The sequence below is a fragment of the Serratia sp. JKS296 genome, from assembly GCF_900215445.1.
GTDB lineage: Bacteria > Pseudomonadota > Gammaproteobacteria > Enterobacterales > Enterobacteriaceae > Serratia > Serratia marcescens.
Genome location: NZ_OCMX01000001.1, coordinates 4,098,500 through 4,120,465, shown reverse-complemented (window position 1 = coordinate 4,120,465; position 21,966 = coordinate 4,098,500). Strand labels below are relative to the sequence as shown.

16 protein-coding genes, 3 tRNA genes, 3 rRNA genes and 1 other annotated feature are annotated in these 21,966 nt (G+C 55.3%); of the genes, 14 read left to right on the top strand and 8 right to left on the bottom strand.

From position 1 onward, the window contains the following. Positions 1-20 precede the first annotated feature (20 nt). From pheA to bamD, 4 genes are all read right to left on the bottom strand, one after another. Positions 21-1,178, bottom strand: coding sequence for a bifunctional chorismate mutase/prephenate dehydratase (gene pheA, locus CRO23_RS19810; RefSeq protein WP_033641293.1), 1,158 nt, complete (start codon positions 1,176-1,178; stop codon positions 21-23). A 42-nt stretch (positions 1,179-1,220) separates the two neighbouring features. Continuing rightward, positions 1,221-1,347 (bottom strand) — a sequence feature (Phe leader region). Further along, a complete protein-coding gene (locus CRO23_RS24805) occupies positions 1,299-1,346 on the bottom strand; it encodes a hypothetical protein (protein WP_101428074.1) in 48 nt (15 codons plus the stop codon). Its footprint overlaps the feature before it by 48 nt. A gap of 122 nt (positions 1,348-1,469) precedes the next feature. After that, positions 1,470-1,811 (bottom strand): ribosome-associated translation inhibitor RaiA, encoded by a 342-nt coding sequence (raiA, locus tag CRO23_RS19805; protein WP_004932457.1) that lies wholly within the window; start codon positions 1,809-1,811, stop codon positions 1,470-1,472. Between the two features lie 312 nt (positions 1,812-2,123). Further along, the gene (gene bamD, locus CRO23_RS19800) at positions 2,124-2,855 is read right to left on the bottom strand and encodes an outer membrane protein assembly factor BamD (RefSeq protein WP_004932456.1); all 732 of its coding nucleotides are present in this window, start codon (positions 2,853-2,855) and stop codon (positions 2,124-2,126) included. 131 nt (positions 2,856-2,986) lie between these two features. Between bamD and rluD the strand changes: the two genes are divergently transcribed. The 9 genes from rluD (at position 2,987) to dkgB (ending at position 14,167) form a co-directional block, all read left to right on the top strand. Next, entirely contained in the window at positions 2,987-3,964 is a 978-nt protein-coding gene (rluD, locus tag CRO23_RS19790) for a 23S rRNA pseudouridine(1911/1915/1917) synthase RluD (protein WP_028127833.1), read from the top strand. After that, positions 3,964-4,695 carry a purine nucleoside phosphorylase YfiH gene (gene yfiH / locus CRO23_RS19785; protein WP_097102725.1) on the top strand — a complete coding sequence of 244 codons (732 nt, stop codon included), beginning with the start codon at positions 3,964-3,966 and terminating at the stop codon, positions 4,693-4,695. The genes rluD and yfiH overlap by 1 nt, the downstream gene beginning before the upstream one ends. Positions 4,696-4,825: 130 nt before the next feature. After that, positions 4,826-7,399: an ATP-dependent chaperone ClpB gene (clpB, locus tag CRO23_RS19780; protein ID WP_025301647.1), complete on the top strand. Its 2,574-nt coding sequence runs from the start codon at positions 4,826-4,828 to the stop codon at positions 7,397-7,399. A 510-nt stretch (positions 7,400-7,909) separates the two neighbouring features. After that, a 16S ribosomal RNA gene (locus CRO23_RS19775) occupies positions 7,910-9,451 on the top strand. An 88-nt stretch (positions 9,452-9,539) separates the two neighbouring features. Next, positions 9,540-9,615: transfer RNA gene (locus CRO23_RS19770), tRNA-Glu, on the top strand. Positions 9,616-9,854: 239 nt separating this feature from the next. Next, positions 9,855-12,762 (top strand): 23S ribosomal RNA (locus CRO23_RS19765). A 103-nt stretch (positions 12,763-12,865) separates the two neighbouring features. Continuing rightward, positions 12,866-12,981, top strand: a 5S ribosomal RNA gene (rrf, locus tag CRO23_RS19760). The 16S, 23S and 5S rRNA genes sit together here with 2 tRNA genes alongside, the layout of an rRNA operon. Before the next feature lie 94 nt (positions 12,982-13,075). After that, a tRNA-Asp gene (locus CRO23_RS19755) sits at positions 13,076-13,152 on the top strand. Between the two features lie 211 nt (positions 13,153-13,363). Beyond that, on the top strand, positions 13,364-14,167 hold the full coding sequence (gene dkgB / locus CRO23_RS19750) for a 2,5-didehydrogluconate reductase DkgB (protein ID WP_016929009.1): 804 nt from the start codon (positions 13,364-13,366) through the stop codon (positions 14,165-14,167). Between the two features lie 47 nt (positions 14,168-14,214). Here the strand turns inward: dkgB and yafC are convergent, their stop codons facing one another. After that, positions 14,215-15,102 (bottom strand): DNA-binding transcriptional regulator YafC, encoded by an 888-nt coding sequence (yafC, locus tag CRO23_RS19745; RefSeq protein WP_004930183.1) that lies wholly within the window; start codon positions 15,100-15,102, stop codon positions 14,215-14,217. A gap of 105 nt (positions 15,103-15,207) precedes the next feature. Between yafC and CRO23_RS19740 the strand changes: the two genes are divergently transcribed. After that, positions 15,208-16,383 carry an MFS transporter gene (locus CRO23_RS19740; protein WP_016929008.1) on the top strand — a complete coding sequence of 392 codons (1,176 nt, stop codon included), beginning with the start codon at positions 15,208-15,210 and terminating at the stop codon, positions 16,381-16,383. 239 nt (positions 16,384-16,622) lie between these two features. After that, positions 16,623-17,417, top strand: a complete 795-nt coding sequence (locus tag CRO23_RS19735; RefSeq protein ID WP_028127832.1) for an endonuclease/exonuclease/phosphatase family protein — start codon at positions 16,623-16,625, stop codon at positions 17,415-17,417. A 51-nt stretch (positions 17,418-17,468) separates the two neighbouring features. Here CRO23_RS19735 and mltD read toward each other — a convergent pair whose 3' ends face one another. Both mltD and gloB read right to left on the bottom strand, forming a co-directional pair. Next, entirely contained in the window at positions 17,469-18,851 is a 1,383-nt protein-coding gene (gene mltD, locus CRO23_RS19730) for a murein transglycosylase D (RefSeq protein ID WP_004930188.1), read from the bottom strand. 71 nt (positions 18,852-18,922) lie between these two features. Then, positions 18,923-19,678 carry a hydroxyacylglutathione hydrolase gene (gene gloB, locus CRO23_RS19725; protein WP_016929005.1) on the bottom strand — a complete coding sequence of 252 codons (756 nt, stop codon included), beginning with the start codon at positions 19,676-19,678 and terminating at the stop codon, positions 18,923-18,925. 44 nt (positions 19,679-19,722) lie between these two features. Here gloB and CRO23_RS19720 point away from each other — a divergent pair, with 44 nt between their 5' ends. Further along, the gene (locus CRO23_RS19720; protein WP_016929004.1) at positions 19,723-20,442 is read left to right on the top strand and encodes a class I SAM-dependent methyltransferase; all 720 of its coding nucleotides are present in this window, start codon (positions 19,723-19,725) and stop codon (positions 20,440-20,442) included. Here CRO23_RS19720 and rnhA read toward each other — a convergent pair. Then, positions 20,439-20,906, bottom strand: a complete 468-nt coding sequence (gene rnhA, locus CRO23_RS19715) for a ribonuclease HI (protein WP_004930193.1) — start codon at positions 20,904-20,906, stop codon at positions 20,439-20,441. The two genes, CRO23_RS19720 and rnhA, sit on opposite strands and share 4 nt — an antisense overlap. A 72-nt stretch (positions 20,907-20,978) precedes the next feature. Here rnhA and dnaQ point away from each other — a divergent pair, with 72 nt between their 5' ends. Together dnaQ and CRO23_RS19705 are read left to right on the top strand one after the other, a co-directional pair. After that, complete coding sequence (gene dnaQ / locus CRO23_RS19710) at positions 20,979-21,722, top strand: DNA polymerase III subunit epsilon (RefSeq protein ID WP_004930195.1); 744 nt, start codon at positions 20,979-20,981, stop codon at positions 21,720-21,722. A 144-nt stretch (positions 21,723-21,866) separates the two neighbouring features. Next, a tRNA-Asp gene (locus tag CRO23_RS19705) sits at positions 21,867-21,943 on the top strand. Positions 21,944-21,966: the final 23 nt, after the last annotated feature.

The following is a 21,966-nucleotide window of genomic DNA, read 5'->3' as shown; positions in this document are numbered from 1 at the left end:
CCGAACCTTTTTTTATGGTTTCAGGATGGGTTGACCGGCACCACGGTGTCGCTTGGGTAACAGCCCAGTACCTTCAGCGAGCGGGTGATTGGCGCCAGATCGCGCAGCGCTTTTTGCATCGCGTCGGCACGCAGATTGGCTTGCACATCGATATAAAACATCTCTTCCCACGGATTGCCGTTGATCGGGCGTGATTCCAGTTTGGTCATGATGATGCCGTTGTCGCGCAGAACCAGCAGCGCTTCGACCAACGCGCCGGATTGCTGGCCGGTCGCCATAATCAGCGTGGTTTTGGCCGGCACCTGTTCAGATACGTCGATCGCTTTGCGCGCCAGGACGATGAAGCGAGTGATGTTCTGCTGCTGGTTGGCGAGGTTGTGTTCCAGCACCTGCAGCCCGTATAACGCGCCGCCGGCCTCGCTGCCCAGCGCCGCCACCTTCGGCGAATTCAGCTTGGCGACTTTCTCCATCGCCGCGGCGGTGCTTTCGGTGTACTCGATTTTCCAGTGCGGGAAGCGGTTAAGGAACTGGCTGCACTGTTGGAACGGCTGCGGATGGCTGTAGACGGTTTCAATCTGGCTCAGGTCGCTATCGCCGGCCACCAGAACACAGTGGTCGATCGGGTTGGTCAGTTCGCCGACGATCGACAGGCTGGTGTGCTGCAGCAGATCGTACACCTCGTTAATCGAACCGGAACTGGTATTCTCGATCGGCAAAATTGCGTAGTCCGCCTGGCCGGTTTCCACCTGGGCGAAGATATCCTGAAACTTCTGGCAACCGCATTCTATCAGCCGATCGAAATGGCGGGCGGCATATTGGCGTGCCGCCAGATGTGAATAAGAGCCTTTCGGGCCGAGGAAGGCGATGCGTGCGGCGTGTTGGCTGACAGGGTTGAGCTGGTGCTGCAGCAGCGCCTGCTGGGTCAGAACGGAATCTTCGATAATCAGTTGGAACAGGCGGGTGACGTAGAAGCCGTCCAGGTCGTAGGGTTTGGCGGCGGCGATCAGCGCATCCAGCAGATCGCGTTCGCGCTCTTTGTCGCGGATCGGACGGTGAGAGTGCAGCTTGGTCTTGCCGACTTCGATCGCCAGTTCACGGCGTTCCGCCAGCAGGGCCAACAGTTTCAAGTCCAGTGCGCTGATGCGCTCGCGCAGCACCAATAACGGGTTGTCAGTCATAATCAGCTTCCGCCTTCAATTCTTATTCGTTGTAAAACAGCCATAAAAAAAGCCTCCTGTTTCCAGGAGGCCTTGTTGTTCGTCTTCGCATTCTTTCTTACACGACGAAACGCCTCCCAGTCAGGGGAAGGTAAAAAAGAATGCGAAGAAAAACGGTGTGCGTGGCATGGTCTACCTAAGGTTAATGCGAACAGGTTTTAAAGTAACCGCTGGTTTTTACCCCGTCAACAAAAATACCCGACAAAAAACGCGCCCTCGGGCGCGTTTGATGCGGCAACCGCAGTCGGAGGGTTATTCCTGCTCTTGCGTGACTTCCGGCACGATGTCTTTCACGCTGGCATTGCAGCGGCGCGCTTCGCCTTTGTGCTGCACCTTGTTCAGCTGGCGCTCCAGCTTGGCGATCAGCTCATTAACGGCGGTATACATGTCATCATGTTTGGCGCTGGCGACCAGCGGGCCGTTAGGCGTGGTAATGGTAGCATCGGCGACAAACCCTTGCGGTTCTTTGGATAAGACGATATGCGGGTTAATCAGCTGGGTCTGCCATTTTTCCAGTTTGGTGAGACGGTCTTCGACGTGATTGCGGATTGCGGGAGTGATATCCATTTGTTTGCTGGTAATGTTCAATGTCATATAACTTACCTCTCTGTCTTTCCGTCTTGGTGAATCCAGCATACCCCGCTTTTTGTTTAAATGCGTGATGTAAATCACGATTTTTTGTCACTTTTTGCAAAGTTAGTTCAATCTGTGATTCAGCATTTGAATTGGCTATCTAATGCTTGAGAGTTGTCGCCGGATGGCGCATTATTGATGAGTTGACCGGTGAGGAGCACTAGCTAACACCGTGTTTTTACTTGTGTATTTTTCCAGTGAAAACCAGGTCGACGCCAATGAAAACGGCAGCCGAGGCTGCCGTTTTGCTTTTCTGCCGTTGCCGACGCGCGCTTATTGCGGGTTGGCGGCGATCACTTTGGCCACTTTGTCAGCCTGGCCGTTCAGCTGCAGCTGCTTGTAGGCATTTTCCATCAGCGGCAACACGTCGTGCGTCGCTTTGGTATCCGGGAATTCACGCAACATCTGCTCGGCGCGATTAACGACCGCGACGTAAGCACCGCGTTTAGTGTAGTATTCCGCCACCGAAAGCTCATACTTGGCCAAGCGGTCTTTCAGATACACCAAACGCTTGTTGGCGTCGGTCGCGTATTGGCTGTTCGGGTATTGCTGAATCAACTGGCTGAAGTCGCGGAACGCAGCGCGAGCGTGCTGAGGATCGCGGTCAGAACGGTCAACCCCGAAGAAGCCCTGCAGCGCGCTGTCATCGAGCGCCATGTCGGTCAGGCCGCGCATGTACATCACGTAATCGATGTTCGGGTGCGTCGGGTTCAGACGCATGAAGCGATCGATGGATGCCTGAGCCATCGGCAAGTCGGCGGCCTTATAGTAGGCGTAAATCAAATCCAGCTGGACCTGCTGGGAATACGGCCCGAAAGGATAGCGGTTATCTAACGCTTCGAGTTGCGTAATCGCGCCCTTGAAGTTACCGTCCTGCAGTTTTTGCTGCGCGGTAGCATAGATTTCCGAAGGTGGGTTGTCGGGAACCGCATCCTTGGATGTGGAGCAACCTGCCAGCGCCAGGCTCAACGTGGCTGCCGCCACCAGATATTTCATACGCGTCATGACGTTTTGATTATCCTCAGGGTGTTATTCCGGGAGACTGTCCGTTAAGCTCCCGACAAAGACCAGGTACAATAGCACATTATATTAAACGGCATCGCCGTGAAAACCCAACGTTAACGAAGAAGCTGCATATGGCACAACAAGTACAACTCACCGCAACGGTGGCCGAATCTCAACTCGGACAACGTTTAGATCAGGCTTTGGCCGAATTGTTCCCTGATTATTCACGATCTCGCATAAAAGAGTGGATCCTGGGCGATCGGGTGAAGGTCAATGGCAAAACGTCAAACAAACCGAAAGAGAAGGTGCTGGGCGGAGAGACCGTCGCCATCGATGCACAGATTGAAGAAGAGGCGCGTTGGGAGCCACAGGATATCGCGCTGGATATCGTCTATGAAGACAGCGACATCCTGGTGATCAACAAACCGCGCGATTTGGTGGTGCACCCTGGCGCCGGTAACCCGGACGGCACGGTGCTCAATGCGCTGCTGTATCACTACCCGGAAATCGCCGACGTGCCGCGTGCCGGCATCGTGCACCGTCTGGACAAAGACACCACCGGCCTGATGGTGGTGGCGAAAACCGTGCCGGCCCAAACCCGGCTGGTGGAAGCGCTGCAGGCGCGTGAAATCACCCGTGAATACGAAGCGGTGGCGATCGGCACCATGACCGCCGGCGGCACGGTGGAAGAGCCTATCGCGCGTCATTCCACCAAGCGTACCCATATGGCGGTGCACCCGATGGGTAAACCGGCGGTAACGCACTACCGCATCATGGAACACTTCCGCGCACACACCCGCCTGCGCCTGCGCCTGGAAACCGGCCGTACTCACCAGATCCGCGTGCACATGGCCTATATCAGCCATCCGCTGGTGGGCGATCCGCTGTACGGCGGTCGTCCGCGTCCGCCGAAAGGCGCTTCGGAAGCCTTCATTAATACGCTGCGCGGTTTTGACCGTCAGGCGCTGCACGCCACTATGCTGCGTTTGTATCATCCGATTAGCGGTATTCAGATGGAGTGGCATGCGCCGCTGCCGCAGGACATGGTCGATCTGATCAACGCGCTGAAGGCGGACACCGAAGAATTCAAAGATCAGATGGACTGGTAATGAGCTCGCTCATTCTGCCTGACTGGCCGTTGCCTGCCGGCGTTAAGGCCTACAGCACCACGCGTCGCGGCGGCGTCAGCCTGCCGCCTTATGACTCGCTGAACCTCGGCGCTCACGTCGGTGACGAGGAGCAAGCGGTGAAGCGCAATCGGGAACGATTGGTTATCGCCGCCGGCTTGCCGCAGATGCCGGTGTGGCTCGAGCAGGTGCACGGCACTCGCGTGGTGACGTTGACGGGACAAGCGCCCGCCGATCTGCGGGCGGATGCGGTGTACAGCAACGTGCCGGGGCAGGTGTGTGCCGTGATGACGGCGGATTGTCTGCCGGTGCTGTTCTGCTCGCAGCACGGCGACGAAGTGGCCGCCGCTCACGCCGGCTGGCGTGGGCTATGCCACGGCGTGCTGGAGCAAACCGTGGCGGCGTTCAGCGCCGCGCCGGGCCAAATTAGCGCCTGGCTGGGGCCGGCGATCGGCCCGCAGCAGTTTGAGGTCGGGCCGGAGGTGCGCGCCGCTTTCATGGCGGAAGACGCTGAGGCCGCAGCGGCATTTGCCCCGCACGGCGATAAGTTTTTGGCTAATATCTACTTGCTGGCTCGCCAACGCTTGTTGCGTGCGGGCGTTCAGGCCATCTACGGCGGCGACCGCTGTACGGTTAACGAAATGAGCCATTTTTTCTCCTATCGGCGCGACGGAATAACCGGACGTCTGGCAAGTTTAATCTGGCTGATATAACCTATTGAATTAGGACGATCCAACGACGCATGGCGTTGTACCGAAAATTTAGCGTCGAGATAACCTTGAAAATTTGAGGGATGACCTCATTTAATCTCCAGTAGCAATTTCGACCCATCTTGGAGGTGTTATGCGTCTGGATCGTCTTACCAACAAATTCCAGCTTGCCCTCGCCGATGCCCAGTCACTAGCCCTTGGGCACGACAACCAGTTTATTGAACCGCTACATCTGATGAGCGCCCTGCTCAATCAGGAAGGGGGCACGGTTCGTCCACTATTAACTTCCGCAGGTATCGATGCCGGGCGCGTGCGCACCGAGATCGAACAGGCGCTGTCCCGTTTACCGCAGGTAGAAGGCACCGGTGGCGACGTTCAACCGTCCCATGAGCTGGTGCGCGTTCTGAACCTGTGCGACAAGCTGGCGCAGAAGCGCGCGGACAAATTCATTTCTTCCGAGCTGTTTGTGCTTGCGGTGCTGGAAGACCGCGGCTCGTTGACCGACTTGTTGAAAGCGGCCGGCGCGACGGCCGACAAAATCAGCAAAGCCATTGAACAAATGAGAGGCGGTGACAGCGTGGAAGACCAAGGCGCCGAAGACCAACGGCAGGCATTGAAGAAATACACGATCGATCTGACCGAACGCGCCGAGCAGGGCAAGCTTGACCCGGTGATCGGCCGTGACGAAGAGATCCGTCGTACCATTCAGGTGCTGCAACGCCGCACCAAAAACAACCCGGTGCTGATCGGCGAACCTGGCGTAGGTAAAACCGCCATCGTCGAAGGCCTGGCGCAGCGCATCATCAACGGCGAAGTGCCGGAAGGGCTGAAGCACAAGCGCGTATTGTCCCTCGATATGGGCGCTTTGATTGCCGGCGCCAAATACCGCGGCGAGTTTGAAGAGCGTCTGAAAGGCGTGCTCAACGATCTGGCCAAGCAGGAAGGCAGCGTTATCCTGTTTATCGACGAACTGCACACCATGGTCGGCGCCGGTAAGGCGGATGGCGCGATGGATGCGGGTAATATGCTCAAGCCGGCGCTGGCGCGCGGCGAGCTGCACTGCGTCGGTGCCACCACGCTGGATGAGTATCGTCAATATATAGAGAAGGATGCGGCGCTCGAGCGTCGTTTCCAGAAAGTGTATGTGGCGGAGCCGAGCGTGGAAGACACTATCGCTATTCTGCGCGGCCTGAAAGAGCGTTACGAACTGCACCACCACGTGCAGATCACCGATCCGGCCATCGTGGCGGCGGCAACGCTTTCGCACCGTTATATCGCCGATCGTCAATTGCCGGACAAGGCTATCGACCTGATCGACGAAGCGGCGTCCAGCATTCGCATGCAGATGGACTCCAAGCCTGAGTCGCTCGATCGGCTTGAGCGCCGCATCATTCAGTTGAAGCTGGAACAGCAGGCGCTGAATAAAGAGTCGGACGACGCCAGTAAGAAACGCCTGGACATGCTCAGCGATGAGCTGGGGCAGAAAGAACGCGAATATTCGGAGCTGGAAGAAGAGTGGAAAGCGGAAAAAGCGTCGCTCTCCGGTACTCAGAACATCAAGGCGGAACTCGAGCAGGCCAAAATCACCTTGGAGCAGGCGCGCCGCGTCGGCGATCTGGGGCGGATGTCGGAACTGCAGTACGGCAAGATCCCTGAGCTGGAGAAACAGCTCGCCGCCGCCACGCAGGCCGAAGGCAAGAGCATGAAGCTGCTGCGCAACCGGGTGACCGATGCGGAGATTGCTGAAGTGCTGGCGCGCGCCACAGGGATCCCGGTGGCCAGAATGCTGGAAGGCGAGCGCGACAAGCTGCTGCGTCTGGAGCAAGAGCTGCATTCGCGAGTGATTGGCCAGGACGAAGCGGTCAGCGCGGTCTCTAACGCTATCCGCCGCAGCCGCGCCGGGTTGTCCGATCCTAACCGGCCGATCGGTTCGTTCCTGTTCCTTGGCCCGACCGGGGTGGGGAAAACCGAGCTCTGCAAGGCGTTGGCTTCGTTCCTGTTCGACAGCGACGACGCCATGGTGCGTATCGACATGTCCGAGTTTATGGAGAAACACTCCGTTTCGCGTCTGGTCGGCGCGCCTCCGGGTTATGTCGGCTATGAAGAGGGCGGCTACCTGACGGAAGCCGTGCGCCGCCGGCCTTACTCGGTGATCCTGCTGGATGAAGTCGAGAAAGCGCACCCGGACGTATTCAATATTCTGTTGCAGGTGTTGGATGACGGCCGCCTGACCGATGGCCAGGGCCGCACCGTCGATTTCCGCAATACTGTGGTGATCATGACGTCCAACCTGGGGTCCGATCTGATCCAGGAGCATTTCGGTCAGATGAACTACGCTCAGATGAAAGAGTCGGTGATGGAGATGGTGAGTCACCACTTCCGTCCGGAGTTCATCAACCGTATCGACGAAGTGGTGGTGTTCCATCCGCTGGGCGAGAAACACATTGCTGCAATCGCCAAGATTCAGCTGTCGCGTCTGTACAAGCGTTTGGAAGAGCGCGGTTACGAAGTGACCATGACCGAACCGGCTCTGGCACTGTTGAGCAAAACCGGTTACGACCCTGTGTATGGTGCGCGTCCGTTGAAACGTGCTATTCAGCAGGAGATCGAGAACCCGCTGGCGCAGCAAATCCTGTCTGGCAAGCTGATCCCCGGCAAGCTGGTAACGCTGGATGTGGAAAACGACCATATCGTTGCACGCCAATAACGACAGTTAAGCCTATAAAGATGAAAGGGAGCGGGTGACCGCTCCCTTTTCTTTATCTTCGTTTGCTCCTGTTTGCAGGGTTTGCCGCTATTACTGCGCTAAAACCGGTGTTTTTTGACTAATAAACATCCTAAAAAGGCATTTCTGGTGATTATTTGAACGCTTGAAAAGTTTTTTGCAATTAGGGGTTGCGGCCTGCCGAGAACTCCCTATAATGCGCCTCCACTGACCGGGAACAACGACTGACAAGCCGCCGGGTCAGCGAGAAGAAAGCGAAATAAACGCTTGACTCTCCGGGCGAAAAGCGTAGTATACGCAGCCCGCGCCGATGAGTTTCTCGGCACTGCTCTTTAACAATTTATCAGACAATCTGTGTGGGCACTCCACAAGACGATATCCAGCATCTTCGGATGCAAAAAAATATCAAGTCTTGAAGAGTGACTAACTGAAGTAAAATTCATGCAGTAAATCTTTGAGCATCGCTTCTCGAGTGGAAGCAAATCAAGCTTTTAATTGAAGAGTTTGATCATGGCTCAGATTGAACGCTGGCGGCAGGCTTAACACATGCAAGTCGAGCGGTAGCACAGGGGAGCTTGCTCCCTGGGTGACGAGCGGCGGACGGGTGAGTAATGTCTGGGAAACTGCCTGATGGAGGGGGATAACTACTGGAAACGGTAGCTAATACCGCATAACGTCGCAAGACCAAAGAGGGGGACCTTCGGGCCTCTTGCCATCAGATGTGCCCAGATGGGATTAGCTAGTAGGTGGGGTAATGGCTCACCTAGGCGACGATCCCTAGCTGGTCTGAGAGGATGACCAGCCACACTGGAACTGAGACACGGTCCAGACTCCTACGGGAGGCAGCAGTGGGGAATATTGCACAATGGGCGCAAGCCTGATGCAGCCATGCCGCGTGTGTGAAGAAGGCCTTCGGGTTGTAAAGCACTTTCAGCGAGGAGGAAGGTGGTGAACTTAATACGTTCATCAATTGACGTTACTCGCAGAAGAAGCACCGGCTAACTCCGTGCCAGCAGCCGCGGTAATACGGAGGGTGCAAGCGTTAATCGGAATTACTGGGCGTAAAGCGCACGCAGGCGGTTTGTTAAGTCAGATGTGAAATCCCCGGGCTCAACCTGGGAACTGCATTTGAAACTGGCAAGCTAGAGTCTCGTAGAGGGGGGTAGAATTCCAGGTGTAGCGGTGAAATGCGTAGAGATCTGGAGGAATACCGGTGGCGAAGGCGGCCCCCTGGACGAAGACTGACGCTCAGGTGCGAAAGCGTGGGGAGCAAACAGGATTAGATACCCTGGTAGTCCACGCTGTAAACGATGTCGATTTGGAGGTTGTGCCCTTGAGGCGTGGCTTCCGGAGCTAACGCGTTAAATCGACCGCCTGGGGAGTACGGCCGCAAGGTTAAAACTCAAATGAATTGACGGGGGCCCGCACAAGCGGTGGAGCATGTGGTTTAATTCGATGCAACGCGAAGAACCTTACCTACTCTTGACATCCAGAGAACTTAGCAGAGATGCTTTGGTGCCTTCGGGAACTCTGAGACAGGTGCTGCATGGCTGTCGTCAGCTCGTGTTGTGAAATGTTGGGTTAAGTCCCGCAACGAGCGCAACCCTTATCCTTTGTTGCCAGCGGTTCGGCCGGGAACTCAAAGGAGACTGCCAGTGATAAACTGGAGGAAGGTGGGGATGACGTCAAGTCATCATGGCCCTTACGAGTAGGGCTACACACGTGCTACAATGGCATATACAAAGAGAAGCGACCTCGCGAGAGCAAGCGGACCTCATAAAGTATGTCGTAGTCCGGATTGGAGTCTGCAACTCGACTCCATGAAGTCGGAATCGCTAGTAATCGTAGATCAGAATGCTACGGTGAATACGTTCCCGGGCCTTGTACACACCGCCCGTCACACCATGGGAGTGGGTTGCAAAAGAAGTAGGTAGCTTAACCTTCGGGAGGGCGCTTACCACTTTGTGATTCATGACTGGGGTGAAGTCGTAACAAGGTAACCGTAGGGGAACCTGCGGTTGGATCACCTCCTTACCTAAAGATATTAGTTCGCGTGGCGTGCTCACACAGATTGTCTGATGAAAAAGTAACGAGCAAAAGCGTCATAAAAGTACGGTGTCGTGTCCCCTTCGTCTAGAGGCCTAGGACACCGCCCTTTCACGGCGGTAACAGGGGTTCGAATCCCCTAGGGGACGCCAAGCTTCCGACCCACCCGGTGAAAGCGGCGGTCTCAAGTATCTGACGATACACCATATCTTAAAGATGACTTCCGAGTCATGTTTAAGATATTGCTCTTTAACAATCTGGAACAAGCTGAAAATTGAAACATGACGGCTGAAATTTATCCCTCCGTAGATGTACTGGGATGAAGAGTAACCTGTCATAGAGTCTCTCAAATGTTTGCAGCACGAACGATGGAAACATCTTCGGGTTGTGAGGTTAAGTGACTAAGCGTACACGGTGGATGCCTAGGCAGTCAGAGGCGATGAAGGGCGTGCTAATCTGCGAAAAGCGTCGGTAAGGTGATATGAACCGTTATAACCGGCGATACCCGAATGGGGAAACCCAGTGTGTTTCGACACACTATCATGTCATGAATACATAGTGGCATGAGGCGAACCGGGGGAACTGAAACATCTAAGTACCCCGAGGAAAAGAAATCAACCGAGATTCCCCCAGTAGCGGCGAGCGAACGGGGAGGAGCCCAGAACCTGAATCGGCTTGTGTGTTAGTGGAAGCGTCTGGAAAGTCGCGCAGCAAAGGGTGATAGCCCCGTACACTAAAATGCACAGGTCGTGAGTTCGATGAGTAGGGCGGGACACGTGACATCCTGTCTGAATATGGGGGGACCATCCTCCAAGGCTAAATACTCCTGACTGACCGATAGTGAACCAGTACCGTGAGGGAAAGGCGAAAAGAACCCCGGCGAGGGGAGTGAAATAGAACCTGAAACCGTGTACGTACAAGCAGTGGGAGCACCTTCGTGGTGTGACTGCGTACCTTTTGTATAATGGGTCAGCGACTTATATTTTGTAGCAAGGTTAACCGTATAGGGGAGCCGTAGGGAAACCGAGTCTTAACTGGGCGATTAGTTGCAAGGTATAGACCCGAAACCCGGTGATCTAGCCATGGGCAGGTTGAAGGTTGGGTAACACTAACTGGAGGACCGAACCGACTAATGTTGAAAAATTAGCGGATGACTTGTGGCTGGGGGTGAAAGGCCAATCAAACCGGGAGATAGCTGGTTCTCCCCGAAAGCTATTTAGGTAGCGCCTCGTGAACTCATCTTCGGGGGTAGAGCACTGTTTCGGCTAGGGGGCCATCCCGGCTTACCAAACCGATGCAAACTCCGAATACCGAAGAATGTTATCACGGGAGACACACGGCGGGTGCTAACGTCCGTCGTGAAGAGGGAAACAACCCAGACCGCCAGCTAAGGTCCCAAAGTCATGGTTAAGTGGGAAACGATGTGGGAAGGCATAGACAGCCAGGATGTTGGCTTAGAAGCAGCCATCATTTAAAGAAAGCGTAATAGCTCACTGGTCGAGTCGGCCTGCGCGGAAGATGTAACGGGGCTAAACCATGCACCGAAGCTGCGGCAGCGACGCTTAGGCGTTGTTGGGTAGGGGAGCGTTCTGTAAGCCGTTGAAGGTGGCCTGTGAGGGTTGCTGGAGGTATCAGAAGTGCGAATGCTGACATAAGTAACGATAAAGCGGGTGAAAAGCCCGCTCGCCGGAAGACCAAGGGTTCCTGTCCAACGTTAATCGGGGCAGGGTGAGTCGACCCCTAAGGCGAGGCTGAAAAGCGTAGTCGATGGGAAACAGGTTAATATTCCTGTACTTGGTGTTACTGCGAAGGGGGGACGGAGAAGGCTAGGCTAGCCGGGCGACGGTTGTCCCGGTTTAAGCGTGTAGGGGGTGTGACCTGGTAAATCCGGTTGCATACTAACCCTGAGGCGTGATGACGATGCACTACGGTGCAGAAGTAGTTGATGCCCTGCTTCCAGGAAAATCCTCTAAGCATCAGGTAACATTAAATCGTACCCCAAACCGACACAGGTGGTCAGGTAGAGAATACCAAGGCGCTTGAGAGAACTCGGGTGAAGGAACTAGGCAAAATGGTGCCGTAACTTCGGGAGAAGGCACGCTGGCATGTAGGTGAAGTCCCTCGCGGATGGAGCTGAAGCCAGTCGAAGATACCAGCTGGCTGCAACTGTTTAATAAAAACACAGCACTGTGCAAACACGAAAGTGGACGTATACGGTGTGACGCCTGCCCGGTGCTGGAAGGTTAATTGATGGGGTCAGCCGCAAGGCGAAGCTCTTGATCGAAGCCCCAGTAAACGGCGGCCGTAACTATAACGGTCCTAAGGTAGCGAAATTCCTTGTCGGGTAAGTTCCGACCTGCACGAATGGCGTAATGATGGCCAGGCTGTCTCCACCCGAGACTCAGTGAAATTGAACTCGCTGTGAAGATGCAGTGTACCCGCGGCAAGACGGAAAGACCCCGTGAACCTTTACTATAGCTTGACACTGAACATTGAGCCTTGATGTGTAGGATAGGTGGGAGGCTTTGAAGCGTGGACGCCAGTCTGCGTGGAGCCATCCTTGAAATACCACCCTTTAATGTTTGATGTTCTAACTCGGCCCCATAATCTGGGGTGAGGACAGTGTCTGGTGGGTAGTTTGACTGGGGCGGTCTCCTCCCAAAGAGTAACGGAGGAGCACGAAGGTTAGCTAATCACGGTCGGACATCGTGAGGTTAGTGCAAAGGCATAAGCTAGCTTGACTGCGAGAGTGACGGCTCGAGCAGGTACGAAAGTAGGTCTTAGTGATCCGGTGGTTCTGAATGGAAGGGCCATCGCTCAACGGATAAAAGGTACTCCGGGGATAACAGGCTGATACCGCCCAAGAGTTCATATCGACGGCGGTGTTTGGCACCTCGATGTCGGCTCATCACATCCTGGGGCTGAAGTAGGTCCCAAGGGTATGGCTGTTCGCCATTTAAAGTGGTACGCGAGCTGGGTTTAGAACGTCGTGAGACAGTTCGGTCCCTATCTGCCGTGGGCGTTGGAAGATTGAGAGGGGTTGCTCCTAGTACGAGAGGACCGGAGTGAACGCACCACTGGTGTTCGGGTTGTCATGCCAATGGCATTGCCCGGTAGCTAAGTGCGGAAAAGATAAGCGCTGAAAGCATCTAAGCGCGAAACTTGCCTCAAGATGAGTCTTCCCTGGGCCTTCAAGGCCCCTGAAGGAACGTTTAAGACTAAGACGTTGATAGGCTGGGTGTGTAAGTGCAGCGATGCATTGAGCTAACCAGTACTAATGATCCGTGAGGCTTAACCTTACAACACCGAAGGTGTTTTGGTGAGACCGAGACGATATTCAGCTTGTTGACAGATTGGATTGACTGGCTTCAGCGATGAAGCGGGTTGATTAAAACGAATTTGCCTGGCGGCAATAGCGCGGTGGTCCCACCTGACCCCATGCCGAACTCAGAAGTGAAACGCCGTAGCGCCGATGGTAGTGTGGGGTCTCCCCATGCGAGAGTAGGACACTGCCAGGTATCAAATAAACGTTATCAGTGTGACGACTGGTAATGCGCAAATCGTAGAACGCGATGTTGCCGGCATCGAAAGATGCAACGTAAAAGAATCGGTGGAGCGGTAGTTCAGTTGGTTAGAATACCTGCCTGTCACGCAGGGGGTCGCGGGTTCGAGCCCCGTCCGTTCCGCCACTTAATTGATAAGCCCTGAGTCTCGACTCAGGGCTTTTTCATATCTGCATTTTGCGCTTTTCAGGCCGGAATTGTCCTTCCTTACCGCCTTACCCCCCATATTGTTGCCGTTAGATCAAAAGTCTTATGCCGAACCAGGCGTTTTTGATCAATAAAAAAGTTGCCATAATCTTCCTCATACCACATCTACCTGTTAATGAGAGAAAACATTATGAGCATCCCTGCATTTGGTTTAGGTACTTTCCGCCTTCAGGATCAGGTTGTTATCGATTCTGTCAGCACCGCACTCGAGCTGGGCTATCGCACTATCGATACTGCGCAGATCTATGAAAACGAAGCGGCTGTTGGCCAGGCTATCGCTGCCAGCGGCGTGAAACGTGAAGACCTGTTCATCACCACCAAGATTTGGATCGCGAACCTGGCGAAAGGCGCGCTGATCCCAAGCCTGCAAGAAAGCCTGAAAAAACTGCAAACGTCCTACGTTGATCTGACGCTGATCCACTGGCCGTCACCCAACGACGAAGTGCCGGTTGCCGAATTTATGGCTGAGCTGCTGGAAGCGAAAAAGCTGGGACTGACTCGCCAAATTGGCGTATCTAACTTCACCATCGATTTGATGCAGCAAGCGATTGACGCGATTGGCGCCGATGAAATCGCCACCAACCAAATCGAGCTGTCACCGTTCTTGCAGAACCGCAAGGTGGTAGAATTCGCGCAGCAGCACGGCATCGCCATCACCTCTTACATGACGTTGGCCTACGGCAAAGCGCTGCAGGATGAAACGATCAAAAGCATCGCCGCTCGTCACAATGCAACTCCAGCACAGGTTGTCCTGGCTTGGGCATTGAAGCTGGGCTATGCAGTTATTCCTTCCTCGACCAAGCGTGAAAACCTGGCGAGCAACCTGTTGGCGCAGCAACTGACGCTGACCGACGAAGATATGGCGCAGATTGCCGCACTGGAGTGCAACGGCCGTCTGGTTAGCCCGGAAGGTCTGGCGCCAAACTGGGATTAATCATTCCTCGCAGTAGTCAGCGTAAGGCGCCCATCGGGGCGCCTTTTTTATCGTTTCAGGTATTCACTCACAAAATCAATAAAGCTGCGCAGACGGTTGCTGACGGCGCTGTCGCTGTAATAAACCGCGTTGATCGGCATGGCGACCGGCAGTGTCGCTTCCACCAGAATCGGAACCAAATCTCCACGTTTGATATCTTCGTCGCTCATAAAGTCCGACAGGCAAGCGATACCGTTGCCATGCAGACAGAGATGGCGCTGGGTTTCTCCGCTATTGGTCGTCAAGCCTGGGGTAATTTCCAACTGGCTGCCATCTGAACAAGCCAGTGGCCAGCGGTTCAGGCTGGGCAGGTCGTTGAAGCCGATGCAGCAGTGATGTGCAAGATCTTCTACCGTTAGTGGCGTGCCGTGTTGAGCCAGATAGGCGGGAGAGGCGAGCACATGCCGATAGCTGGTCATCAGTTTGCGTGCTTTCAGCGTGGAATCGGTCAGTTCGCCTACGCGGATTGCGATATCCACTTTTCGCTCGATCAAATTGATAAAGTTTTCCGAAGACACCAGCGATAGCGACATTTCAGGATAACGTTCGCGGAACTCCGCCACTAAAGGCGTCAGCATGTGCAGCACCACTGGCGTTGCTGCATCGACGCGCAGCAGGCCTTGCGGACGCTGGCGGCTTTCCATCAGCGCATTTTCCGCCGCGGCCATGTCGTTCAGTACCTTCTGCACCTGGCGAAAGTAATTCTCTCCTTCCTGAGTCAGGCTGATTTGGCGCGTGGTGCGGTTGAGCAACGTCACGCCCAGTTTGCTTTCCAGTTTTTTCACCGTTCGGCTGACTACGGAGTTCGCTTGTTCCAGGCGTTCGGCCGCCCGGCTGAAGCTGCCGCTTTCCACTACGGTGACAAAGGTGATCAGCTCGTCTGAGTTTGCTTTCATTTTTGCTCCGATAGCAAAGTTAATTTGAAATTTTGAGCATTTTTATCATTTAAGCATAGGCCGATAATAGCCGTCATCAACTTGAATGCTATTTCGGAGTAAAAAATGCCACTCGCATTACTTGCCTTAACCATCAGCGCTTTTGCTATCGGCACGACCGAGTTCGTGATTGTCGGGTTGATCCCGACTATCGCGGAACAGCTTGGGGTGACCGTACCGTCCGCTGGATTGCTGGTGACTATCTATGCCCTCGGCGTGGCCATTGGCGCGCCGGTGCTGACGGCCCTGACCAGCCGTATACCGCGCAAGCTGCTGCTGGTTGGCCTGATGGCGCTGTTCACTCTCGGCAACCTGCTGGCCTGGCAATCACCCAGCTATGAATCGCTGGTGATTGCCCGGTTGTTGACCGGCCTGGCGCACGGCGTGTTCTTCTCTATCGGCTCCACTATCGCGACGAGCCTGGTGGCGAAAGAGAAGGCGGCTTCCGCCATTGCCATCATGTTTGGTGGCCTGACGGTGGCGCTGGTGACCGGCGTACCGTTAGGGACATTCATCGGCCAGCAGTTTGGCTGGCGTGAAACCTTCCTGGCCGTTTCTCTGATTGGCGCGGTCGCTACAGTGGCCAGCATTATTCTGGTGCCGAACAATATCAAGAACCAGGGCAGCGCCGGCGTGCGGGAGCAAATGAAAGTACTGACCCATCCTCGTCTGCTGCTGATTTACGCAATTACCGCATTGGGATACGGCGGGGTCTTCACGACCTTTACCTTCCTTGCGCCGATGATGCAGGAACTGGCGGGCTTCTCTGCTCCGACCGTGAGCTGGATACTGTTGGCTTATGGCGTCGCGGTGGCGGTGGGTAACATCTGGGGGGGCAAGCTGGCCGATCGCCATGGGGCGGTGCGTGCGTTGAGCTTTATCTTTGCCGCGTTGGCCGTTTTGTTACTGGTGTTTCAGTTTACCGCCAGCCACAGTATCGCCGCTTTGCTGACGGTGATTGCGATGGGCGTGTTCGCTTTCGGCAACGTGCCGGGGCTGCAGGTCTATGTGGTACAAAAAGCCGCACAATACACGCCAAATGCGGTGGATGTGGCGTCCGGTCTCAACATCGCGGCGTTCAACATCGGCATTGCGCTTGGTTCGGTGATTGGCGGCCAGACCGTTGCCTCGCTGGGGCTGGCGCAGACCCCCTGGATTGGCGCGCTGATCGTGGTGGTTGCATTGTTGCTGGTTAGCCTCAGTGGCCGTCTGGATAAAAAGTCTCAGCGGCAAACAGCTTGATAGGCAACTATTACTACCTGGCCCGCGTTTTGCGGGCCTTTTCGCATTTTTCACCTATTATCCCCCACCTTTACACAGCTATACCGTCAGAAGATTGAAATCGCTGCAGGTGGCCCCTATAACTGAAAAGGTGATGCCCGCAAAAGCCATGCCCTCTATGCGGGGTAGGCGTATAATCAATTCATCGTTGGCGAGTCTTCATCGCCAGTTTTCATGTTACTGGGTAATAGGCGAATCGCGTGCCGAAACGAACTTATGCAATGCGGTATGTTGCAGGTCAGCCAGTTGAGCGAATCTTTCCTGGCGCCGTTAACCAGCCGTTGCCGCCAGGGGCGGCGCTGCCGACGACCGGCGCCTTGCGCGTTATGGTGTGGAATATTTTCAAACAGCAGCGAGCCGACTGGCTTTCGGTGCTGAAAAACCATGGCAAAGACGCGCAACTGGTGCTGTTGCAAGAGGCGCAAACCACGCCGGAGCTGGTGAGCTACGCTACCGCCAACTACCTGGCGGCCGATCAGGTACCGGCCTTTGTGCTACCGCAGCACCCTTCCGGCGTGATGACGCTGGCGGCCGCTCATCCTGTTTACTGTTGCCCGCTGCGCGAGCGAGAGCCGCTGCTGCGGCTGTCCAAGTCGGCCCTGATCACCGTTTATCCGCTGTACAACGGCGAGCTGTTGATGGTGGTGAACATCCATGCGGTGAACTTTAGCCTGGGCGTCGACGTCTACAGCAAGCAACTGGGGCCAATCGGTGAGCAGATCGCCAGCCACCGGGGGCCGGTGATCATGGCCGGGGACTTCAACGCCTGGAGCCGCAAGCGCATCAATGCGCTGTATGACTTCGCCGGAGAGATGGCGCTGCGCGAAGTGAGCTTCGCCGACGATCATCGCCGCAAGGCCTTCGGCCGTCCGCTGGATTTCGTATTTTACCGCAATCTGGGGGTCGTGGAGGCGTCGGTATTGGTGACCAGCGCGTCGGATCACAATCCGTTGTTGGTGGAGTTCCACCCGGAAAAAGACTCTCCCGTCTGGTGAATCGCAGGTAATAAAAAAGCACCCCGCAGGGTGCTTTTTTGTACCGGAAACTTAGGTATCCGGCGTTAGCTTGTTGCCGACAAACAGGGTCAGCTTCAGACCTGGCTGCAGGTTGCCTTTGGCGAGCGTTGAATTCCAACGCATCACGTCGTTAATATCGACGCCGTGACGACGTGCGATACTGGCGAGCGAATCACCTTTACGGACCTGGTAGGTGATACTGCTGTTACTGCCAGTATTGCTGGCCACTTGCAGGGTTTGCCCAACTTTTATGGCGCTCTTGGCGCGTAAGTTGTTCCAACTCTGCAAATCGCTGGTCTTAACGTTCAGCCGCTTGGCAATGCCCGATAAGGTGTCGCCGGAGCGCACTTTATACGAACTGCCACCGGTCAAACCGCTGTTCTTCGCCAACTGCGTCGTTGGCTGAGTCACGGCGATCTGGCCATCGGCCAGCGAGTCTTTCAGTTGCTCGGCATGTCCTTTGGGAACCATGATGTAATGGGGCCCGTTGGGTGCCGTAACGCCTTTTTTGTAGCCTGGGTTATACGCTTTCATCTTGGTGACTGAAAGCCCTGCCATCTCAGCCGCCTGAGTCAGCTGGATCTGCTGTCCGACATCAATACGCGCCAGCGCACGGGTTTCATCCGTTTTCGGGAGTTTCACGCCGTACTTCTTGCTGTTCTTGATGATGTCGCTCAGCGCCAGCATTTTCGGGACATAGATTGACGTTTCACGCGGAAGCGACAATGCCCAGAAATTGGTTGGCTTACCCTGGCGTTTGTTTGCCTTCACCGCTTGCATCACGCGGCCTTCACCACTGTTATAGGCGGCTACGGTCAGTAACCAGTCGCCGTTAAACATGCGGTTCAAGCGCTGCATCATGTTAAGCGCAGCGGTTGTTGAGGCGACGACATCGCGTCGACCGTCATACCACTGATTGTTTTTCAAACCATAATTACGACCCGTTTGCGGCACGATTTGCCATAGCCCTGCGGCGTTGGCACTTGACGTGGCGTGTGGGTCAAAAGCGCTCTCCACTATGGGTAGCAGTACCAGTTCCATCGGCATATTACGTTTCTTAATCTGCCCGACTATCCAGTACATGTACGGCTCTGCCCGTAATGTTACATCGTGGAGATAGCTCTTACTTTTTAAGTACTTTCTTTTCTGATCACGGATCCGGGAATTTTCCGGAACCTCCATCTTCAGCTCGTCGCTAATGAAGTTCCACAGGTCCTGTTGCGCGGCGGGACTGTTGTTATCCAACCACCGCGCCGAGCTCGCTCGGCCATTTGCTGTGTACTCTCCTGCTTCACCATCTTGACCAGCCGAAGACAAACTCTGTGCATGCTGTTCTGGCGCCGGTGCGTCCTGCCTGGACGACTGGCAACCCACTAGCAAGACTGAGGCGAGAAATATCGCTTTAGCCTTCATGTGTGTGTCAATGTAGTTGCTTAAAAGACGAGCAATAATACTTTGCTTCGCCAAATAACACAACTAAAAGCTTAGAAGTTATCTTTCCGCAGGCGTAATTCGGAAAAAACTGAATGAAGGCTTTGGGGTGGTGAATTAAAGCCTAATTTCTTTTGTAAATCAGTGTCATGGCAGCGTAAAAATAGGTTAATTTTGCGCTCTAATTGCAATGTAGTCGGCACGCTGGCTTGGCCTTTTGCCCTTAACGCTTCAACATGTTGTTGATATGTTTCAATCTCTCGATCTTCCGGCAAAATAGCCCGCGCAAACTTAAGATTTGAAAGAGTATATTCATGCGCGCAGCAAATTAAGGTGTTATCGGGAAGTTGCGCGAGTTGTTGAAATGAGTCGTACATTTGTTTGGCGGTGCCTTCAAACAGCCTGCCGCAGCCGGCGGAGAAAATGGTGTCGCCGCAGAACAGATAAGGGGCACTATAGAATGCCACATGGCCCAACGTATGACCGGGAACGGCGATAGTCTTGTAGTGGCGGCCATCGATGTCAAAGGTGTCGCCGTCGCGGACGATGTGGTTGGCGCCTTTGTCCGCGGTTTCTTGCGGCCCATAGACGGCCAGGCCGGGATACTGCGCCACGATCTGCGCCACGCCGCCGACGTGATCGTGATGATGATGGGTCAGCAGGATCGCCGCCGGCGCCAGCTGCAGGCGCTGCAACGCTTCAAGTACCGGCTGCGCTTCACCCGGATCGACGATAATGCAGCGCCCCTGTCGGTCATCCAATAACCAAATGTAATTGTCCTGGAAGGCGGGAATGCTGATAAGATTCATGGTGTACCTCTCGTTGGCAACGGCTTGAAAGAAGATAATAAATCATGAAACCAGCCCATACTCTACAAAAGCTCACCGGCCCGCAGTCCTGGGCTGAGCTGCCGTGGGGGGAGTACTATCGTGAAGCGCTCGAGCGGCAGTTGCAACCCTGGTGGCCCAAGCTGTTCGGTTTCCATCTGCTGAAGATGGGCATGCTCAGCGCCGAGCTGGCCACGGACAAATGCGCAATCTCCCACCAGGTTAACGTAGGGCTGGAGGGGGAAGGGCTGCAGGTGGTCGCCGATGCTTATCAACTGCCGTTCGCCGCCAAGTCGGTAGATGCCTGCCTGCTGGCGCATACGCTGTCCTATGCGGACGATCCGCACCGCATGCTGCGTGAAGTGGACAGGGTGTTGATCGACGACGGCTGGTTGGTCATCAGCAGCTTCAATCCGTTCAGCCTGCTGGGATTGGGCAAGCTGGTGCCCGGGTTGCGTCGCCGCCAGCCCTATGTCAGCCGCATGTTTACCCAGATGCGGCTGCTGGATTGGCTCAGCCTGCTGAATTACGAGGTGTTGCACCAGGCGCGTTTTCACGTGCTGCCGTGGCACCGCAAGGGCGGCAAGTTTTTATGTACCCATTTGCCGGCGCTGGGCTGCATGAGCGTAATTGTGGCGCGTAAGCGCACCTTGCCGCTGACGCCTACGCCGATGAAACTGGGGGCGAGAAAGCCGTCTCTCAGCCGCGCGGTGGGCGCGACCAAGAGCTATCGCAAGCTGCCTTAGGCTTCCGGTTGGTAACCGACGTCTTCCTGCGTCGGTTTGCCGGCCGCCTCGCGCGCCAGCACGTCACAACGTTCGTTCTCCGGATGGCCGGCGTGGCCCTTGACCCATTCCCATTTCACCTCGTGGCGCTGAATGGCCTGATCCAGCCGCTGCCACAGATCGACATTTTTGACCGGTTTTTTGTCGGCGGTTTTCCAACCGCGTTTCTTCCAGTTATGGATCCAGCTGGTGATGCCCTGGCGCACGTACTGGCTGTCGGTGCTGAGCGTCACGGCGCAGGGGACGGTCAGCGCTTCCAGCGCCACGATCGCCGCCATCATTTCCATGCGGTTATTGGTGGTCAGACGAAATCCTTCGCTGAAGGTTTTTTCCGTCTGCTTATAGCGTAGTATCGCGCCGTAGCCACCGGGGCCGGGGTTGCCAAGGCAGGAGCCGTCGGTGAAAATTTCTACCTGTTTGAGCATCTCTGGTAGACTCTTCCTATCAGTTTTATAAAAGCCAAGTCTGACATAAACGAGCGCTGTGAGCACTGCAATATGATCTCTACAACCACCAGACAGATTGTCCTCGATACCGAAACCACCGGTATGAACAAGCTTGGGGTGCACTACGAAGGGCACCGCATCATCGAAATCGGTGCGGTGGAGGTGATTAACCGCCGCCTGACCGGGCGCAACTTCCACGTTTACATCAAGCCGGATAGGCTGGTGGATCCGGAAGCCTACGGCGTACACGGCATCAGCGACGACTTCCTGGCCGACAAGCCGACCTTCGATCAGGTTGCCGAGGAATTTCTCGACTTTATCCGCGGCGGCGAGCTGGTGATCCATAACGCGGCGTTCGATATCGGCTTTATGGATCACGAATTCCGCATGTTGCAGCAGGGTATCCCGAAGACCGAGACCTTCTGCACCATCACCGACAGCCTGTTGATGGCGCGTCGCCTGTTCCCGGGCAAGCGCAACAACCTCGATGCCTTGTGCAGCCGTTATGAGATAGATAACAGCAAGCGTACGCTGCACGGCGCATTGCTCGATGCCGAGATCCTGGCGGAAGTCTATCTGGCGATGACCGGCGGTCAGACCTCGATAGCGTTCCAGATGGAGGGGGATACCCAGCAAAATGACGCCGCGCAAGAAATACAGCGTATCGTCCGCCCGGCTACGGCGATGAAAGTGGTCTACGCCAGCGACGAAGAAGTGAAGGCGCATGAGGCGCGTCTGGATCTGGTGGCAAAAAAGGGCGGTAGCTGCCTGTGGCGCGGGGCGCCGGCGGAATAACGGCGTTTTTGCGTGAAAAAACCTCACCGGATGAATCTTCGTTGAAAAACTGTGCAAACGGTTCATTTGCGGAGAAAAAGGCGTTGACGGAACCGAGAGGCGCCCGTAATATGCGCCTCGTTCCCCCGCAAGAGGGAATGGCGCGGAGCGGTAGTTCAGTTGGTTAGAATACCTGCCTGTCACGCAGGGGGTCGCGGGTTCGAGCCCCGTCCGTTCCGCCACTATTCAGAAGCCCTGAGTTAGC